This is a genomic window from Buttiauxella agrestis ATCC 33320 (genome assembly GCF_000735355.1).
GTDB classification, from domain to species: Bacteria; Pseudomonadota; Gammaproteobacteria; order Enterobacterales; family Enterobacteriaceae; genus Buttiauxella; species Buttiauxella agrestis.
The window spans coordinates 1-16,729 of record NZ_JMPI01000011.1 but is presented as its reverse complement, the minus strand read 5'-3'; the positions used below and the strand labels follow the sequence as shown (position 1 = coordinate 16,729).

Sequence of the window (16,729 nt, the reverse complement as noted above, 5' to 3'; positions counted from 1 at the left end):
ATATCCTTGTTCCCACCCCTGGAAGGAAACGTCATCGCCCGTCTTTGGCTTAACAAAACCCCAACAATTGGGGTTGAAAATCGCACAATAACCCAAATAATTCTTATATGTACTGTAGTCTCATAAAGCGTGGTTATTGTCCGCAATTACGCACTTCGTTACAACCGCACGCAGGTTGTTGTTAAATTTAGTCAATATCGGGAGATCACGACTGATGAAATTATTTGAGAAAACCCATCGCGTCACCCAGTCGGAAGCGCTGCCTGGTCGCAATACCCCGATGCCTATCGCCACTTTGCATGCGGTTAACGAGCATTCCATGACAAATGTACCAGATGGCATGGAAATCGCTTATTTTGCGATGGGCTGTTTCTGGGGCGTTGAGCGTTTATTCTGGAGATTGCCGGGGGTTTACAGTACCGCCGCTGGGTATGCCGGAGGTTTTACCCCGAATCCCACTTACCATGAAGTTTGTAGCGGTATGACCGGGCACACCGAAGCCGTGCGCGTGGTTTACGATCCCAACGTGGTGAGTTACGAGCAACTGCTGCACGTATTCTGGGAAAACCACGATCCCGCTCAGGGCATGCGCCAGGGCGGCGATACAGGCACGCAGTATCGCTCCGCAATCTACCCACTCACGCCAGAACAAGATGCGGCGGCCCGCGCCAGTTTTGAGCGCTTCCAGGACGCAATGGCACTTTCCGGGGATGACCGAAAAATCACCACCGAAATCGCTAACGCCGGGCCGTTCTATTACGCCGAAGATGACCACCAGCAGTATCTGCATAAAAACCCGTATGGTTACTGCGGCATCGGTGGCATTGGTGTTTGTTTGCCGCCACAAGACTAAATCACAGGTCGGATTAGCGATAGCGACATCCGACAAAATTCGCATAAACGGTGGATGACGCTTGCGCTTATCCACCCTACAAAACTACGTCCCACACCCCGTTTGTACAAACCGTTACCCGCACTTCATTTACGGATAATTCATCTCCGTGATATGTTATATGATAACAATTAACCTCAATGTCGCAGACACCTTGCGCCTGAAAATAATCATTCCATGCAGCACTCCCCATTATCTGAACCGACGGAACATTCGCCGTTAGTCGCTCAGGCTCGATACTCTTTGGCATCTTCGCAGGCCATGCTGGCCGCAAGAGTCGTTTTCGGGCTAGGTGCGACGATTTTCCTTATGCTTGTTGTGGCGCTGATAACTCATACTTTCGAGTCATCTTCCCGCTGGGCAGCGCTGTTAACCAGCAATGCCGCCGTGCTGATGTTGTTAGCCGTCGCGTTTTATAACGCGCAACGAATATGCCAGTGGCGAGCTGATATCTTCGCTCCACCGTTGAAAAGTGAAGAAGCTCTGACGGAAGCTGAAGCCTCGCCGACCATTTATCAGCGGCTTGGCGCGCTCATTCCTGTTAACGTCAAACGCATCAACGCGGCGCTCAAAAGCGATGGGATTAGCCTTGCCTTGATGGCGGCACTCGTGTTGTTTGTCACGCTTTCGGGCTGGGGCGCTAATTACGTCGGGCTGGATGAAGGCACATTACGCTGGGCGGCAGTCGGCATAATTGCGGCGGCGATGTTTGCCACTCTGGTCGCCGAACGTCATCTGGCGGCGACTGCCAGCGAAGCCTGGCCGGAAGCGAAATTCATTGCGCCGATATTGCGCTTAACGCTTGCGGTGCAATTCCTCTCTTTACCGCCGTTGGTTTTCCCGTCTGTCACGCTCTCACTGCTGATTAACCTGCCCGCGATTCCGGTGTTACTGGTGGCGATTGAGTTCCTGCTGCGCGGTCTTTTTTCGCTGTTTATGCCGCCTAAAGCGGAAGACGCAGAACCGGAATATCTGGCGAAAAGCCAACTGGCGGCACAGCTCGTCTGGCCGCCGCGCCCGCTACTGTTTCTCCAGCACGAAATCCATCAGCACTTTGGCATTGATTTGCGCCAACTTTGGGCGTTCACCGTCCTGAAGCGTGCTTTTGTGCCGGTTGTTGCGGTGATGATGTTTTGCGGCTGGTTGCTGACGGGTATCCAGCAAGTTTCTACCACCCAGCGCGGCATTTACGAACGTTTTGGTAAACCTGTTGCGGTCTTACCTGCCGGCCTGCATTACGGGCTGCCGTGGCCTTTTGGTCAGGTGATGCTGACTGAGAACGGCCAGGTGCATGAACTGGCTGCCGGAGAAGAGCCGGATGCCGCATCCGAACCGCTGGCAAGTGCGGAAGGTAATGCGCCGCAAAGTGCGGATCGCCTGTGGGATGCCGTTCATAGCTTTGATAAAGCACAGATTATCGCCAGCCAAAGTGGCGACCAGCAAAGCCTGCAAATTATTAACAGCGATGTGCGATTTATGTGGCGCATTGGCTTAACCGATAACGCCGCGCTGGCGGCGACTTACCGCAGCAATAATCTGCCAGAGCTTATCCGCAGCACCGCCAATCAAGTGCTGGTGCATCAGTTTTCCTCGCTCACGCTTGAACAGTTACTCGGCGATCAACGTAATGCCTTAGCCAGCCAGATTAACCGGGCAGTGCAACAAAGGCTCGACGAGTTACACAGCGGCGTGGAGTTGCTTTCAACGGTGGTCGAAGCCATTCACCCACCAGCCGGGGCCGCCGATGCATTTCATGGCGTGCAGGCCGCGCAAATTTCAGCTCAGGCACTGGTATCGCGCGAGCGTGGGCACGCGGCGCAACTCGCCGCCAGCGCGCAAACCACTGCGACAACCCGCCAGAACCAGGCACAAATGAACGCCACCGATGTCACCAGCAAAGCACAGGCAACTGCCGTGCGTTTTGCCGCGCAAAAACAGGCGGTCGAGCAATCCGGCCAGGTTTTTGTTGATGAGTTGTGGTTCAGCCAATTGCATCAAACCTTAGGCCATAGCCCATTGATGATTATCGACAGTCGTATTGGCGCAGGTTCGCCACCCACCATCGACCTGCGTGAATTTCCCTCTTTGAACGAAGCAGCACGGCGTGACGCGCCTTCCAAACCGACACAGGAGTCTTCCCGTTGAGCCATTCACATCAGCATGGTTGCAGTCACGGTTGCCACCACAACCATCACTCTGAAGCGCCTAAATCCGGAGCCTGGAAGCGTATTGCAGGCGCCGGTTTACTCGTGCTGATCCTCGTCGCTGCCGCCAGTCTGGTTCAGGTTCGCTCCGGCGAATCGCTGATCATTACCCGTTTTGGCAACCCGGTGCGCGTGCTGCTCAATCCAGGGCTTGCGTGGCGGCTACCAGCGCCTTTTGAAACGGCTACCACCGTGGATTTGCGGATGCGCACCACATCAAGCGGTTTAGAGGATGTCGGCACGCGTGATGGGCTGCGCATCATCGTCCAGTCTTATGCGGTGTGGCAGGTCGATAACACGCCGGAACATGTGCAGCGTTTTATGCGTGCGGTACAAAATCAGCCTGACGAAGCCGCACGGCAGATCCGGGCTTATTTGGGTTCGGCGCTGGAAACCACCACCAGTGGTTTTACCCTCTCGTAGCTGGTGAATACCGACAGCAAACAGGTACAGCTCGGTCAGTTTGAATCGCATTTACAGGCGCAAATCAGCCAACCGCTGTTGGAAAGTTACGGCATTCGTCTGGTGCAGGTGGGAACCGAACGTCTGACGCTCCCTGCGGTCACGCTCAACGCCACTGTCGACAGGATGCGTGCCGAACGTGAAACCATTGCCACAGAACGCACCGCCGAAGGCAAACGTGCTGCCGCAGAAATCCGCTCCGCGGCTGAGCGCGACGCACGTATTGTCGAAGCGCAGGCGCAGGTTCAGGCCGCTGATATCGAAGCGCAATCTCAGGTGCAGGCGGCTGAAATTTATGGCAAGGCTTACGCCAGTTCGCCAGAGCTTTATAGCCTGTTACGCCAGCTTGATGCACTTAGCGGCGTGGTGAATTCCAGCACTCGCCTGGTGTTGCGCACCGATGCCGCACCATTCCGCCTGTTGGTAGAAGGCCCGAAGCTGGATAAAACCCATGAGTGAGCATCAGCCGAAATCATCCGCAGGCCCGTGGACGCAATCCATACGCCTCGCCTTTTACGCGCTGCTCGGGCTGACGCTGCTGGCCGCCGCAAGCTGGCTGTTCTCAAACATCCGCCAGGTTCCTGCTGACAGCCGCGCCGTGGTGCTTCATTTTGGCGCCCAGCAACGCATTGCTGAACCCGGTTTATTACTGAGCTGGCCAAAGCCGATTGATGACGTGGTGATGGTGCCTGCACCTGACCGCGTTATCGAACATCGCGTTAGCGCACTTTTACGCTCGCCCAACGCGCTGAATGCGGACATGCGCGACGATAACAGCAGCGACGCACTGGCGGGATCCGGCTACTTGCTGACCGGTGATGCGGGTGTGGTGCAGCTGGATATCAGCGTGTTTTATCGCGTCAACAGCCCGATGGATTATGTGTTGCAAGGTGAACACGTTATTCCCGCGCTCGATCGCCTGGTTGAACGTGCCGCCGTTGCGGTGTGTGCCGCACGCGATCTCGACACGATTCTTGTCGCCCGCCCGGAAATGATCGGCAATGATATGAACGTCGCGAGGCTGCGAGAACGTCTGCGTGCGGATGTGCAGCATAACGTCGAGCAGAATCTGCAACGCCTGGCGCAATCGGGCAGCTCGCTGGGCATTACCCTTGAGCGTGTCACCGTCCAGTCGACTCTGCCGGCCTCGACCGTCACCGCTTTTAACGCCGTTCTCACCGCCAGCCAGAAGGCTTCACAGGCCATCGCCACCGCGAATACCGATGCTTCTTTAATCCGGCAAAAATCGACCCAGCTTGCCGACCAGACGCGCCAGACAGCCCAGGCACAAGCCCAAGAAAAAGTCGCAAAGGCGCAGTCCGATACCGCGATGGTCGCTCGATTAGCCAACACTCCACACGATCCAGACCTGCTGCCACGCGTTTACCGCGAACGCATTGCGGCGATTCTGGCGCAGGCCGAATCGGTGATTACCGTTTCACCGCAGGATGATGCGAATTTGATTCTGCAAGCCGCCGGGCAAAAGGAACCTTCTCAAAAATGAGTACCGATTCTATCAATCCTGGCGGCGCATTAAGCCATCAGGAACAGCGCCAGATCACTCGCCAACTGATTCTGGCGCTGGTCGCCAGCGGCACGTTAATTCTCGGTCTGCTGTGGCGCGGCCTGGCACCGGAACAAGTTGCCGTTGCGGATATTCTGCTGGGTACGGCCTCGCTGATGGTCGGCATTCCGGTGCTGCGCCACGCCTTTTATAGCCTGCGCTACCCAAGCCTGCACGGCATTACCGATCAACTGGTGGCGCTGGCGCTGATTGGCTCCTGGGCGACGGGCGATTTGCTCACCGCCGCCTTGCTTCCATTGATCATGACCGTTGGCCACATTCTTGAAGAGCGCAGCGTGATTGGCTCGCAAGAGGCGATTGAAGCCCTCGGCAAGCTCACCCGCAGCCGGGCGCGACGTTTTGATGCAGACGGCAATCTGCACGATATCGACAACCACGAACTGGTGGCGGGCGACATCGTGGAAGTGCGGGCGGGTGACCGTTTACCCGCTGACGGACGCGTGCTGGAGGGCCAGGCGAGCCTCGACACCGCGCCAATTACCGGAGAGTCCGTTCCGCTGGAAGTGAAACCTGGCATGAACGTTTATGGTGGCGCGATTAATCTCGACGGACGGCTGCGTATTGAAGTCACGCGCACGGGCGAAACCTCAACGCTTGGTCGCGTTATCGCGCTGATGCAAAGTGCCGAACAGGCCAGCCCGCCAATTACCCGCTTGCTGGAACGCCACGCTGCACGCTACTTGCTGCTGGTTTTACTGATTGCCGCCAGCACGTGGTTTTTGACGCAGAATAACCAGGCGATGCTGGCCGTGCTGGTTGCCGCCTGCCCGTGTGCGCTGGTACTTTCCGCACCTGCAACGTCAATTGCCGGGCTAACCGTCGCCGCGCGTCATGGGATTTTGATTCGCGGTGCGGCTTTCCTCGAAGAACTTGCCGAGCTCAATGCGGTGATTATCGACAAAACCGGTACGCTCACGCACGGCAAACTGCAATTGCATGAATTGCTACCTGAACCCGGCGAATCACCGCAGGCGCTGTCCGCTCTGGCGGCAAGTCTCGGCGCGACCAGTAACCACCCGGTCAGCCGGGCGCTGGTCAATATCGCCCCGCAAAGTGCATGGCCAGAGCTTGAAAATGTGCATGAACATCAAGGTTTGGGTATTTCTGCCACCACAGCGGGGGGCGAGGCGTATCTTGGCCGACATGAATTGTTAAAAACTCAGGTTGCCGATTTACCAGAAGAACCGCCACACGACGGGCCAATTGTCGGCCTGGTGCTAGCGGGTCGTTTCCGTGGCTGGATTTTACTGGCCGACAGCCTGCGCGACGAAGCGGCAGAGGCAATGACCGAACTGCGCGATCTCGGCCTGAATCAGCAATTGTTACTGACTGGCGACCGTGAAGCAGTAGCGCAACGCATCGCCAAAAAAGTCGGCATAAACAACGTTATCGCAGGCGCACTGCCCGCCGATAAACTGCACCAGGTCAGCGTGCAAATCGACAACGGCTTTCGACCGATGGTGGTCGGCGATGGCATCAACGATTCGTTAGCGATCAAAGCAGGCGTGGTCGGTGTCGCGATGGGTGCAGGCGGTTCGGATATCGCTATGGCATCCGCCGATATCGTGTTGATTGGCGGGGATTTACGCCGCCTCGGCACCTGCGTGCGCTTGAGCCGCCGCTGCCGCCGCACGCTGCAAGTCAACGTGATGATCGGCCTGGGCTGGACGCTGGTGATTGTCGCCGCTGCGGCTTTCGGCTGGCTCGGCGCATCTGGCGCGGTGATTGCCGCCATTTTGCATAACCTGAGCACGCTGCTGGTGCTGGGCAATGCCGGGCGAATATTGCGATTTGAAGAAAAGTTGAGCGGGTGATGGAAATAGCAGTTGTAGGGCGGATAAGCGAAGCGTCATCCGCCGTTTTCACCCATGCTGGCGGGGGCGCTGCGCTTACCCGCCCTACGAAAGGCCGTCTGCGGCCAAATTATGCCCTCTGGCAGCCCTATACACCCTTACGCTATACTACCCGTTGAAATTGCTGGCCCAACCTCCACGGACTGGCAGTCAAAACGTATTAACCCTTAGATTTTCAACTTTCCTTCCGAGGCTCTGGCTCTAAGCCGGATAAACTATGTTAAACAGTATTTTATTAATACTTCTTCTTATTTCCGTCAGTGCGTTTTTCTCAATTTCCGAGATCTCGCTGGCTGCTTCCCGCAAGATAAAACTCAAGCTGCTGGCTGATGAGGGCAACCTGAACGCACAGCGTGTGCTGAAAATGCAGGAAAGCCCTGGCATGTTCTTTACCGTGGTGCAGATTGGCCTGAACGCGGTCGCGATTCTCGGTGGTATCGTCGGCGATGCAGCGTTTTCTCCGGCCTTTAAAGTGCTTCTGGAGCGTTTCTTCTCCCCAGAAATGGCTGACCAACTGAGCTTTATCATCTCCTTTACGCTCGTCACTAGCCTGTTCATTCTGTTTGCAGACCTCACTCCGAAACGCATCGGTATGATTTCGCCTGAATCAGTTGCTTTGCGAATCATCAACCCGATGCGCTTCTGTCTGTTTATCTTCCGCCCGCTGGTGTGGTTCTTTAACGGCCTGGCGAACGTCATTTTCCGCATTTTCAAACTGCCGATGGTGCGTAATGACGACATCACTTCTGATGATGTTTACGCCGTGTTTGAAGCTGGCGCGTTGGCTGGCGTGTTGCGTAAGCAAGAACATGAGCTGATTGAAAACGTGTTTGAACTGGAATCGCGTACCGTGCCGTCGTCGATGACGTCGCGCGAAAACGTCATCTGGTTTGATTTGCATGAAGACGAGCAAAGCCTGAAGAACAAAATCGCCGAACATCCACACTCGAAGTTCCTGGTGTGTAATGGCGATATCGACCATATCGTTGGTTATGTGGATTCCAAAGAGCTGCTTAACCGCGTGCTGGGCAACCAGAGCATGGCGCTCAACAGCGGTGTGCATCTGCGTAATACGCTGATTGTACCGGATACCCTGACGCTTTCCGAAGCGCTGGAAAGCTTCAAAACCGCCGGTGAAGACTTCGCGGTTATCATGAACGAATACGCATTGGTGGTGGGAATCATCACGCTTAATGATGTGATGACCACGCTGATGGGTGACCTGGTCGGCCAGGGCATGGAAGAGCAAATCGTGGCTCGCGATGAAAACTCGTGGCTGGTTGAGGGCGGTACGCCGATTGACGACGTCATGCGCGTGCTGGATATCGACGAGTTCCCGCAATCCGGGAACTACGAAACCATCGGCGGCTTTATGATGTTTATGCTGCGAAAAATCCCGAAACGCACCGATTCGGTGAAGTTCTCCGGGTATAAATTCGAAGTAGTGGATATTGATAACTATCGAATTGACCAGCTGCTGGTAACGCGTATCGACAATAAGCCGACGCCGTTGACGCCAAAACTGCCAGATGGCGAAGAGCAGAACGCGGCGTAATTATCAATACTTAGAAACACTAACGGCACCCTCGGGTGCCGTTTTTGGTATGACTTATGGCTTTATGCCATTTCCGCCTGCATGCGTATAACCTGGCGGTTTACTTCAGACATAACAGATAGATGCTGCTTATCTTTCACTTTTGGGATAAGAATCTTGCCCTTATCAAATTCAAAAGCGCCAACGTCCTTGATGTACAACCGTCCACGGAACAGGATTTTCACGTACTTCGCCACCTGAAGCGGGTTGTACCGTTGGAAAATTTTCATTCTTCTTCTCTCCTGCAGTGTTAACGCTCCTGCGGTTCCACATTTGGTCCGACAAAACGAAGCGAAAAATTTGGTGCCTGGAAACTATAGTCCATATACAAACCGACACCTAGTTTGCACAATCTTATTTACCGTATGATTACAATTTCTCAGAATATTCTTTTCAATTGTAAACAAAACTTAGTTTAAGCCTTCAAAAAACAGGGATATGTGCGGTCACCCGCAAACTGGCATCGTTGTTGCGGGACAGAAACCTATTCAGCACATATGCTTAAAACGTCACGACGAAGTGGTCGGAGCACCTGCAAACTTTTCACAAATAATAAGATAAGGAGTCCTCATGTCTCTACGCAAAACCCTTGCGCTTGCCCTGCTGCTACTGCCTCTTGCGGCATCGGCACATAACTTTGAGAAAAATCAGCGAGTCTCGCCTATTGGCATTACGGATAAAGGCGAGTTGATGCTCGACAATGATAAGTTTAGCTATAAAAACTGGAATAGTGCGCAGCTCGTGGGAAAAGTGCGAGTGGTGCAGCATATTGCCGGTCGCACCAGTGCCAAAGAGAAGAATGCGGGTTTAATCGAAGCGATTAAAGCCGCGAAATTCCCTCATGATCGCTATCAAACCACCACTATCGTCAATACCGATGATGCGATTGTGGGCACCGGAATGTTCGTGCGTAGCAGTCTTGAGAGCAATAAAACGCAGTACCCATGGTCGCAGTTTATTGTCGATAGTAATGGCGTTGCGCAGAAATCCTGGCAACTCGAAACCGGCAGTTCAGCGATTGTGGTGTTGGATAAGGAAGGTCGCGTGCAGTTTGCCAAAGATGGCTCGCTCACCCAGGAAGAAGTGCAGCAGGTGATTAGCCTGCTGCGTGGATTGCTTAGTAAATAGAAACCCGGAAGCCTGGGTTTAAGAATGACTCACGCGGGGTGTAGTCGAGTGGCTTACCCTGCCAGTCATGAACATGTGCGCCAGCAGCGGCAGCAACCGCATGGCCTGCTGCGGTATCCCAGATATTGGTTGGCCCAAAGCGTGGGTAAAGCTGCGCTTGCCCTTCTGCCACCAGGCAAAATTTAAGTGACGAACCGATAGATGTTGTCTGGTGTTCACCCAATTGATGAAGATATTCTTTCAGTTCGTCATCACTATGAGAACGGCTGATGACCACCAACGGCGGGCGAGCATCGCGCACCTGAATCTGATTGCGCGTGCCGTTTTCTTCTTTCCAGGCTTTACCTTCTGCCGCGCTGTACATCACGTTCAGCACAGGCGCATACACTACGCCCAACACCGCTTTGCCCTTTTCGATAAGCGCGATATTGACGGTAAATTCGCCGTTACGTTTCAGGAACTCTTTGGTGCCGTCGAGCGGGTCCACCAGCCAGTAGCGATCCCAACTTTGGCGAGTTTCCCAACTCTGAGGATCTTCTTCTGAAAGCACCGGTATTTCCGGCGTCAATGTTTGCAGTCCTTTCAGGATAATGGTGTGAGCTGCGATGTCCGCTGCCGTCACAGGTGAATCATCGGATTTTTGGGTCGCCTCCAGCGGCTTTTGCCCTTCATACACCTGCATGATGGCAGCTCCAGCCTCCCGAGCCAGTTGGCAAATTTTATCTAACATTCTCCACCTCATGTTGTGTCATGCAAATAACCTATTGTTTTACTTATATCTCATCGCATCAGGTTGCGCTATATGTGAAGCGATTCCGGTTTAATGATTCTTATTTCTGGCACACTTCACAAAAATGTAAGCAACAACGTTTATATACATAGCCTTGTGTGGACTACCTCGAAAAAAGGACCTTAATCATGATCAAGTTTAGCGCAACGATCCTTGCCACGCTGATTGCAACCAGCGTTAACGCGGCGACCGTTGACCTGCGTATCCTGGAAACCAGCGATCTTCACAGCAACATGATGGATTTCGATTACTACAAAGACACACCGACGGAGAAATTCGGGTTGGTGCGTACGGCGAGTTTAATCAATGCCGCCCGTGGTGAGACAGTCAACAGCGTTCTGGTTGATAACGGTGACCTGATTCAGGGCAGCCCGCTGGGTGATTACATGGCGGCAAAAGGGCTGAAGAAAGGCGATATTCATCCGGTTTATAAGGCACTGAATACGCTGGATTACGCCGTGGGTAACCTGGGGAATCACGAGTTTAACTACGGACTCGATTACCTGCATATGGCGCTTTCTGGGGCAAAATTCCCGTATGTGAATGCCAATATTATCGATGCCAAAACCAATAAACCGCTGTTCACGCCGTATGTGATTAAAGAAACCACCGTTAAGGATAAAGACGGCAAAGAGCAGACGCTGCGTATCGGTTATATCGGTTTTGTACCGCCACAAATTATGACGTGGGATAAAACGAATCTGGAAGGCAAAGTGACGGTGAAAGATATCACCGAAACCGCTCGCCAGTACGTGCCTGAGATGCGTAAGCAAGGTGCTGATTTAGTGGTGGTTATCGCCCACTCTGGCCTGTCCAGCGACCCGTATCATGCGATGGCTGAAAACTCGGTGTATTACCTCAGCAAAGTTCCGGGCGTGGATACCATCCTGTTCGGCCACGCTCACGCAGTCTTCCCAGGCAAAGACTTCGCCAATATTAAAGGTGTTGATCTCGAAAAAGGCACGCTGAACGGCATTCCAGCGGTGATGCCGGGCATGTGGGGTGACCATCTGGGTGTGGTTGATTTAGTGTTGAACAACGATAGCGGCGCATGGAAAGTGGTCAGCAGTAAAGCGGAAGCACGCCCGATTTATGACAGCGTGGCGAAGAAATCGCTGGCGGCAGAAGATGCCAAACTGGTTGATGTGCTCAAGCATGACCATGACGCGACGCGCGAGTTCGTGAGCAAACCTATCGGCAAATCTTCCGACAATATGTACAGCTATCTGGCGCTGGTGCAGGACGATCCTACCGTGCAGGTGGTGAATAACGCGCAAACTGCCTACGTTGAAAAATACATTCAGGGTGACCCGGATCTGGCGAATCTGCCGGTGTTGTCGGCTGCTGCGCCGTTTAAAGTCGGCGGGCGTAAAAACGATCCGGCCAGTTTTGTCGAAGTGGAAAAAGGCCAGCTCACCTTCCGTAACGCCGCCGATTTGTATCTCTACCCGAACACGCTTGTTGTGGTGAAAGCGTCCGGGAAAGAAGTCAAAGAGTGGCTGGAATGTTCTGCCGGACAGTTTAATCAGATTGATGTGAACAGCACGAAACCGCAGTCACTGATTAATTGGGACGGTTTCCGCACCTATAACTTTGATGTTCTCGACGGCGTGGATTACCAGATTGACGTGTCGCAACCGGCGCGTTACGACGGCGAATGCCAGATGGTGAACCCGAAAGCCGAGCGCATTAAAGGACTGACGTTCAAGGGCAAGCCAATTGACCCGAACGCGACATTCCTGGTGGCGACCAATAACTATCGCGCTTACGGCGGCAAGTTTGCAGGAACTGGCGATAGCCATATTGCTTTCGCATCGCCTGATGAAAACCGCTCGGTGCTGGCAAACTGGATTACGGCAAGCAAAGAAATTCACCCGGCTGCAGATAACAACTGGCGTCTGGCACCGATTCACAGCAATCAGAAATTAGATATTCGCTTTGAAACCTCACCAGGCGACAAAGCGGCGGCCTTCATCAAAGAGAAAGGCCAGTATCCGATGAAGAATGTGGGAACGGATGAAATCGGCTTTGCGATTTATCAGTTGGATTTAGGTAAGTAGGTTTAACCACGTGTCGGATGACGCTGCGCTTATCCGACCTACAAGTGCATGATTTTGTAGGGTGGATAAGCGCAAGCGTCATCCACCGGCGAATGTTAGATTTCTTCGCGAGACACTAACACTCGCGGCAAATTCAATTCAATCCAGTCAGCCAGGTCCGCGACTTTCTCAGCAACTTCACAGCCCAACGGCGTCAAACTGTATTCCACATGCGGTGGCACAACCGGGTAGGATTTTCGATTAACAAAACCGTCGGCCTCCAGCCATTGCAGTGTTTGCGCGAGCATTTTTTCACTCACCCCGCCCATTTTGCGGCGCAGATCGCTAAAGCGATGCGTTCCTTCCTGTAAGGCCACCAGAATCAGTACGCCCCAACGGCTGGTGACGTGTTTTAACACATCACGCGACGGGCACTGCTCAGCAAATAAATTGCCATCACGCATTTGCTCGGTTAACGACAGCGGACGGGTTTCAATCTCACTCATTTCATACTTACCTTTTTGTGCGTACTTACTTTAAGTTAGTGCTGGTGATAGTGTGGCACAACTTAACCAGAACACCCACAGGAGATTTACCATGATCGCGATTACCGGAGCTTCCGGCCAACTGGGCCAACTCGTTGTTGAAGAATTACTGAATACCGTTGCGGCTAACCAATTGGTTGCCATCGTGCGTAACCCGGCAAAAATTAAATCATTTGCTGATCGTGGTGTTCAGGTACGTGCCGCCAGCTATGAAGATAAAGCGGCACTCGTGCAGGCACTGACGGGGGTTGAAAAACTGCTGCTGATTTCTTCAAGTGAAGTAGGACAACGTGCCATTCAGCATCGCAATGTGATTGATGCAGCCAAAGAAGCAGGCGTGAAACTGATTGCCTACACCAGCCTGTTGCATGCTGATTCCTCGCCACTGGGCCTTGCCGATGAACATATCGCCACCGAAGCAATGCTAAAACAATCCGGCATTCCATTCGTACTGCTGCGCAACGGCTGGTATACCGAAAACTACCTCGCCAGCGTGCCGCCTGCTCTGCAACACGGCGTATTTATTGGTAGCACTGGCGAAGGCAAAATCGCTGCGGCTGCTCGTGCTGATTACGCAGCAGCAGCCGCTAAAGTCATGACACTGGATAACCAGGCGGGCAAAGTTTACGAACTCGCGGGTGACCACGGCTGGACGCTGTCTGAGCTGACTGCGGAGCTGACCAAACAGAGCGGCAAAACCGTGGTGTATCAGAACTTGCCGGAAGATGATTTTAAAGCAGCATTGCTCGGTGCTGGCTTGCCAGAAGGGCTAGCAGCAATGTTGGCAAACTCTGACGTTGGCGCGTCCAAAGGTGGCCTGTTTGATGATAGCCACCATCTAAGCGCCCTGATTGGCCGCCCGACCACCCCGCTTGCCGAAAGCATTCGCGCCGCGCTGTAATTGTTAACTTTCCGTTAAACCAGGACATCCCTATACTGATGGGGTGTCCATACGGAGATTAGTGTGCAAGGCGTACCTGTACAGTTCAGCGATAAAAAAGACAACGCCCAATTCCGGCATTTACCGCAACTGCCCGGCGTTGAGCTTTATCACGCCCATATTTCACGCTACGCCTTTGAACCGCACACTCACGAAGCCTTTGGCATTGGAACGGTGACGCGAGGCGCTGAACGTTTTCGGTATCGGGGTGTTCAGCATGTTGCTGCGCGGGATTCGTTAGTGTTGATGAACCCGGACGAGCTTCATACCGGCGAAGCAGCAACCGAAGACGGCTGGCAGTACCGCATGATTTACCTCGAACCGGATCTTGTTGAGAGAGTGACCGGCTCGCGAAACTGGTCGTTTAGCGAGGTCGTGAAGCACGATCCGCAACGGGCAGGTGATATTTCCCAACTGATCAAACAGTTGTGGAGCGAGAATGATTTGCTAGCGCAGCAAGGTTTATTACTCAATCTCATCGAAACTTTCCGACCCTACGCGCAACATCAGTCTGGGGGAGCGCAAGACCCGGCGCACCGTTTCGAGCATATTCGCGATTATCTACACGATAATTATATGCACCCGGTAATGCTTGATGAACTGGCGGCCGTGGTGTCACTGAGTCCGTATCATTTCCAGCGCATGTTTAAAGCGCACTATCACGTCACTCCGCATCAGATGCTGATGGCGATTCGCCTGTGGCACGCTAAACGGCTTCTGACGAGCGGCATGCCCGCCGTACACGTGGCGGCAGCCTGCGGTTTAACCGACCAGGCGCATTTGACTCATGCCTTCTCGCAGCGCTATGGAATCACGCCTGTGCGTTACCAGAAACAGGTCGCCCGCTAGTTAAAGCCGCTAAACCGCAAGCTGGTACAATATTTTCCTGCGCACGCCACCTAAACTCATTCCAAAGCAATAAATGGATAAAGAAGATGTTAACTGGTGTGTTGTACGCCCTGCTGGCAGGGCTGATGTGGGGACTGATTTTTGTCGGCCCGCTGATTGTTCCTGATTACCCCGCCGCCATGCAGTCAACCGGCCGCTATCTGGCTCTGGGTTTTATTGCCCTGCCTTTGGCCTGGTTTGGACGCCAACGTTTACGGCAGCTCAAGCGCGAAGACTGGTTTACAGCACTTAAACTCTCGACCGTGGGCAATCTCATTTATTACGTCTGCCTCGCAAGCGCTATTCAGCGCACCGGTGCGCCGATTTCGACCATGATTATCGGCACGCTTCCGGTGGTGATCCCGGTGTTCGCCAATCTGCTTTACAGCAAACGTGATGGTAAATTGCCGTGGCATCGGCTGGCGCCTGCGCTGGTGATTATCGCGTTGGGGCTGGCGATGGTGAATACCGCCGAATTACGCAGCGGGCAACTCGATTTCAGCTGGTGGCGCTACGTGAGCGGGATTGGCCTGGCGTTTATCTCGGTGGCCTGCTGGGCGTGGTATGCGCTGCGTAACGCATGCTGGCTGCGCGAAAATCCGGACAAAAACCCCTTAATGTGGGCGACAGCGCAAGGCCTGGCGATTCTGCCATTTTCACTGCTCGGTTATATTGCCGTTTGCCTGTGGATGTCTCGCACCAACACCGACTTCACCCTGCCCTTTGGCCCACGTCCGGAAGTGTTTTTAACGCTGATGTTAGCGATTGCGCTGTTTTGTTCATGGCTTGGCGCATTGTGCTGGAACATTGCCAGCCAACGATTACCGACGGTGATCGTCGGCCCGCTGATTGTCTTTGAAACGCTGGCGGGACTGGCTTACACCTTTATGCTGCGCCACAGTTGGCCGCCGCTGCTGACGTTACTCGGGATTATTTGCCTGGTGGTTGGCGTGGTGATGGCGGTGCTAACAAAACCGCAGAAAAACACGCTCGCGGAAGTGGTCATCACGACGGATAAATAGCGCGTTACCTCGAAATAGTCATAGCGCCGACTTAAAGATGCATTTAATATGCATCTTATATTATCGACAACGAGGTAACTGCTCATGGCTTTTCGCGATCAAGCATTAGGTGAACTGGCTTTAACTATTCCACGCGCTTCTGCGTTGTTCCGTAAATTGGATCTCGATTTTTGCTGCGGTGGGAGACAGACGCTTGAGCGTGCCGCAACGCGCAAAGAGTTGGACCTGGAAGCCATCGAAACCGAGCTTGCAAAGCTTGCTCAAGAACCTGTCGAAAAAGACTGGCAAAGCGCGCCGCTGGCCGAAATCATCGACCATATTATCGTGCGTTATCACGATCGCCACCGCGAACAGTTACCGGAGTTGATTCTTCAGGCGACCAAAGTTGAGCGCGTTCACGCCGATAAACCGAACGTGCCGAAAGGGCTGGCGAAATACCTCACCATGCTGCATCAGGAACTGAGCAGCCACATGATGAAAGAAGAGCAAATCCTGTTCCCGATGATTAAACAGGGAATGGGAACTCAGGCCAACGGCCCGATTAGCGTGATGGAAAGTGAGCATGACGACGCAGGCGAATTGCTGGAAGTGATTAAGCACACCACCAATGACGTGACCCCACCGCCGGAAGCCTGCACAACATGGAAAGCGATGTATAACGGAATTAATGAGCTGATTGACGACCTGATGAATCACATCAGTCTTGAGAATAATGTGCTGTTTCCGCGAGCTTTAGCTGGTGAATAGTTCACCCTCACCCCGGCCCTCTCCCTGAGGGAGAGGGGGA

The 16,729-nt window shown here is 53.6% G+C and carries 16 protein-coding genes; 13 read left to right on the top strand and 3 right to left on the bottom strand.

The features are described 5' to 3' along the window. Nucleotides 1-214 precede the first annotated feature (214 nt). The 7 genes from msrA to paeA all read left to right on the top strand — a co-directional run bounded on the left by msrA (nucleotide 215) and on the right by paeA (nucleotide 8,551). Nucleotides 215-853 (top strand): peptide-methionine (S)-S-oxide reductase MsrA, encoded by a 639-nt coding sequence (gene msrA, locus GBAG_RS01735; RefSeq protein ID WP_034492871.1) that lies wholly within the window; start codon nucleotides 215-217, stop codon nucleotides 851-853. A gap of 216 nt (nucleotides 854-1,069) precedes the next feature. Further along, complete coding sequence (hflK, locus tag GBAG_RS01730; RefSeq protein ID WP_034492870.1) at nucleotides 1,070-3,037, top strand: protease modulator HflK; 1,968 nt, start codon at nucleotides 1,070-1,072, stop codon at nucleotides 3,035-3,037. Next, nucleotides 3,034-3,519 (top strand): SPFH domain-containing protein, encoded by a 486-nt coding sequence (locus tag GBAG_RS23035; protein WP_246864847.1) that lies wholly within the window; start codon nucleotides 3,034-3,036, stop codon nucleotides 3,517-3,519. Before hflK ends, GBAG_RS23035 begins: the two co-directional genes overlap by 4 nt. 3 nt (nucleotides 3,520-3,522) lie before the next feature. Further along, nucleotides 3,523-4,017: an SPFH domain-containing protein gene (locus tag GBAG_RS23030; protein ID WP_246864846.1), complete on the top strand. Its 495-nt coding sequence runs from the start codon at nucleotides 3,523-3,525 to the stop codon at nucleotides 4,015-4,017. Further along, nucleotides 4,010-5,062 (top strand): SPFH domain-containing protein, encoded by a 1,053-nt coding sequence (locus GBAG_RS01720; protein ID WP_034492868.1) that lies wholly within the window; start codon nucleotides 4,010-4,012, stop codon nucleotides 5,060-5,062. The genes GBAG_RS23030 and GBAG_RS01720 overlap by 8 nt, the downstream gene beginning before the upstream one ends. Then, nucleotides 5,059-6,957: a heavy metal translocating P-type ATPase gene (locus GBAG_RS01715; RefSeq protein WP_034492867.1), complete on the top strand. Its 1,899-nt coding sequence runs from the start codon at nucleotides 5,059-5,061 to the stop codon at nucleotides 6,955-6,957. The genes GBAG_RS01720 and GBAG_RS01715 overlap by 4 nt, the downstream gene beginning before the upstream one ends. Nucleotides 6,958-7,213: 256 nt before the next feature. Beyond that, nucleotides 7,214-8,551: a polyamine export protein PaeA gene (gene paeA / locus GBAG_RS01710; RefSeq protein WP_034492865.1), complete on the top strand. Its 1,338-nt coding sequence runs from the start codon at nucleotides 7,214-7,216 to the stop codon at nucleotides 8,549-8,551. Nucleotides 8,552-8,613: 62 nt separating this feature from the next. Here the strand turns inward: paeA and GBAG_RS01705 are convergent, their stop codons facing one another. Continuing rightward, complete coding sequence (locus GBAG_RS01705) at nucleotides 8,614-8,820, bottom strand: DUF1107 domain-containing protein (RefSeq protein ID WP_034461209.1); 207 nt, start codon at nucleotides 8,818-8,820, stop codon at nucleotides 8,614-8,616. A 340-nt stretch (nucleotides 8,821-9,160) separates the two neighbouring features. Here GBAG_RS01705 and GBAG_RS01700 point away from each other — a divergent pair, with 340 nt between their 5' ends. Next, a complete protein-coding gene (locus tag GBAG_RS01700) occupies nucleotides 9,161-9,718 on the top strand; it encodes a YtfJ family protein (RefSeq protein ID WP_034492862.1) in 558 nt (185 codons plus the stop codon). On the opposite strand, the gene cysQ is transcribed toward GBAG_RS01700, so the two are convergent. Continuing rightward, the gene (cysQ, locus tag GBAG_RS01695) at nucleotides 9,708-10,448 is read right to left on the bottom strand and encodes a 3'(2'),5'-bisphosphate nucleotidase CysQ (RefSeq protein WP_034492859.1); all 741 of its coding nucleotides are present in this window, start codon (nucleotides 10,446-10,448) and stop codon (nucleotides 9,708-9,710) included. The two genes, GBAG_RS01700 and cysQ, sit on opposite strands and share 11 nt — an antisense overlap. A 188-nt stretch (nucleotides 10,449-10,636) precedes the next feature. Here cysQ and GBAG_RS01690 point away from each other — a divergent pair, with 188 nt between their 5' ends. Continuing rightward, the gene (locus GBAG_RS01690) at nucleotides 10,637-12,568 is read left to right on the top strand and encodes a bifunctional 2',3'-cyclic-nucleotide 2'-phosphodiesterase/3'-nucleotidase (RefSeq protein WP_034492856.1); all 1,932 of its coding nucleotides are present in this window, start codon (nucleotides 10,637-10,639) and stop codon (nucleotides 12,566-12,568) included. 95 nt (nucleotides 12,569-12,663) lie between these two features. Here the strand turns inward: GBAG_RS01690 and GBAG_RS01685 are convergent, their stop codons facing one another. Continuing rightward, nucleotides 12,664-13,053 carry a winged helix-turn-helix transcriptional regulator gene (locus tag GBAG_RS01685; RefSeq protein ID WP_034492853.1) on the bottom strand — a complete coding sequence of 130 codons (390 nt, stop codon included), beginning with the start codon at nucleotides 13,051-13,053 and terminating at the stop codon, nucleotides 12,664-12,666. A gap of 91 nt (nucleotides 13,054-13,144) precedes the next feature. On the opposite strand from GBAG_RS01685, the gene GBAG_RS01680 reads away from it, so the two are divergent. From GBAG_RS01680 to ytfE, 4 genes are all read left to right on the top strand, one after another. Next, nucleotides 13,145-13,993, top strand: a complete 849-nt coding sequence (locus GBAG_RS01680) for an SDR family oxidoreductase (RefSeq protein ID WP_034492850.1) — start codon at nucleotides 13,145-13,147, stop codon at nucleotides 13,991-13,993. 63 nt (nucleotides 13,994-14,056) lie between these two features. Further along, nucleotides 14,057-14,881 (top strand): AraC family transcriptional regulator, encoded by an 825-nt coding sequence (locus GBAG_RS01675; RefSeq protein ID WP_034492848.1) that lies wholly within the window; start codon nucleotides 14,057-14,059, stop codon nucleotides 14,879-14,881. 86 nt (nucleotides 14,882-14,967) lie between these two features. Continuing rightward, nucleotides 14,968-15,942, top strand: coding sequence for a DMT family transporter (locus GBAG_RS01670; RefSeq protein ID WP_034492845.1), 975 nt, complete (start codon nucleotides 14,968-14,970; stop codon nucleotides 15,940-15,942). Nucleotides 15,943-16,026: 84 nt separating this feature from the next. Continuing rightward, entirely contained in the window at nucleotides 16,027-16,689 is a 663-nt protein-coding gene (gene ytfE / locus GBAG_RS01665; RefSeq protein WP_034492842.1) for an iron-sulfur cluster repair protein YtfE, read from the top strand. Nucleotides 16,690-16,729 lie beyond the last annotated feature (40 nt).